Source organism: Streptomyces sp. SID486 (genome assembly GCF_009865385.1).
Classification (GTDB): domain Bacteria; phylum Actinomycetota; class Actinomycetes; order Streptomycetales; family Streptomycetaceae; genus Streptomyces.
This window is the reverse complement of record NZ_WWJT01000183.1, coordinates 1-1,166: the sequence shown is the minus strand read 5'-3', so window position 1 is coordinate 1,166 and position 1,166 is coordinate 1. Positions and strand designations below refer to the sequence as shown.

The 1,166-nt window shown below is 66.3% G+C and carries 1 protein-coding gene and 1 pseudogene; both read left to right on the top strand.

The genetic code is table 11. The annotated features are described in order from the left end of the window. Positions 1–592: pseudogene (locus GT045_RS08795) on the top strand (alpha-1,4-glucan--maltose-1-phosphate maltosyltransferase); the annotation flags it as partial. Further along, positions 589–1,166, top strand: a 578-nt coding sequence (locus GT045_RS08790; protein WP_237538471.1) for an alpha-amylase family glycosyl hydrolase, incomplete at its 3' end; no start/stop codon positions are given. The pseudogene GT045_RS08795 and the gene GT045_RS08790, both read left to right, overlap by 4 nt.

Here is a 1,166-nt window from a genome sequence, read left to right as displayed (position 1 = left end):
CGACATCCTGCACGCCTACCTCCAGCACGGCGGGCGGCCCGCGTTCGAGGTCCGTGCCGTGCTGGCCGCCACCCTCTCCCCCGCCTGGGGCATCTACTCCGGCTACGAACTGTGCGAGAACACCCCGCTCACGCAGGGCAGCGAGGAGTACCTCGACTCGGAGAAGTACCAGCTCAGGCCCCGCGACTGGGAAGCCGCCGCACGCGAGGGCCGCACCATCGCACCGCTGATCGGCAAGCTCAACGCGATCCGCAGGCACAGCCCGGCCCTGCGGCAGCTGCGGAACCTGCACTTCCATCACGTCGACAAGGACGCGGTGATCGCGTACTCGAAGCGGAGCGGATCGAACACGGTTCTGGTGGTCGCCAACCTCGACCCCCACGACACCCAGGAGGCGACGGTCTCGTTGGACATGCCGCAACTCGGCCTGGACTGGCACGAGTCCGTGCCGGTGCGCGACGAGCTCACCGGCGAGACCTACTACTGGGGCAGGGCCAACTATGTGCGCCTCGAACCGGGCCACAGGCCCGCGCATGTCTTCACCGTCCTGCGACCGTCCAACCCGCAGATCGGAGGGTCACCCGCCATATGATCGTCAACGAGCCCGTCCCGGACACCTTCGAGGACACTCCCGCCAAGGACCGCCATCCGGATTGGTTCAAGCGCGCCGTCTTCTACGAGGTCCTGGTCCGCTCCTTCCAGGACAGCAACGGCGACGGTGTCGGCGACCTCAAGGGCCTCACCGCCAAGCTGGACTACCTCCAGTGGCTCGGCGTGGACTGCCTGTGGCTGCCGCCGTTCTTCAAGTCCCCCTTGCGGGACGGCGGTTACGACGTCTCCGACTACACCGCCGTGCTCCCGGAGTTCGGTGACCTCGCCGACTTCGTGGAGTTCGTCGACGCCGCCCACCAGCGAGGCATGCGCGTGATCATCGACTTCGTCATGAACCACACCAGCGACCAGCACCCGTGGTTCCAGGAGTCGAGGCGCGACCCGGACGGTCCGTACGGGGACTACTACGTCTGGGCCGACGACGACAAGCAGTACCAGGACGCCCGGATCATCTTCGTCGACACCGAGGTCTCCAACTGGACGTACGACCCGGTACGCAAGCAGTACTACTGGCATCGCTTCTTCTCGCACCAGCCGGACCTCAACTACGAGAA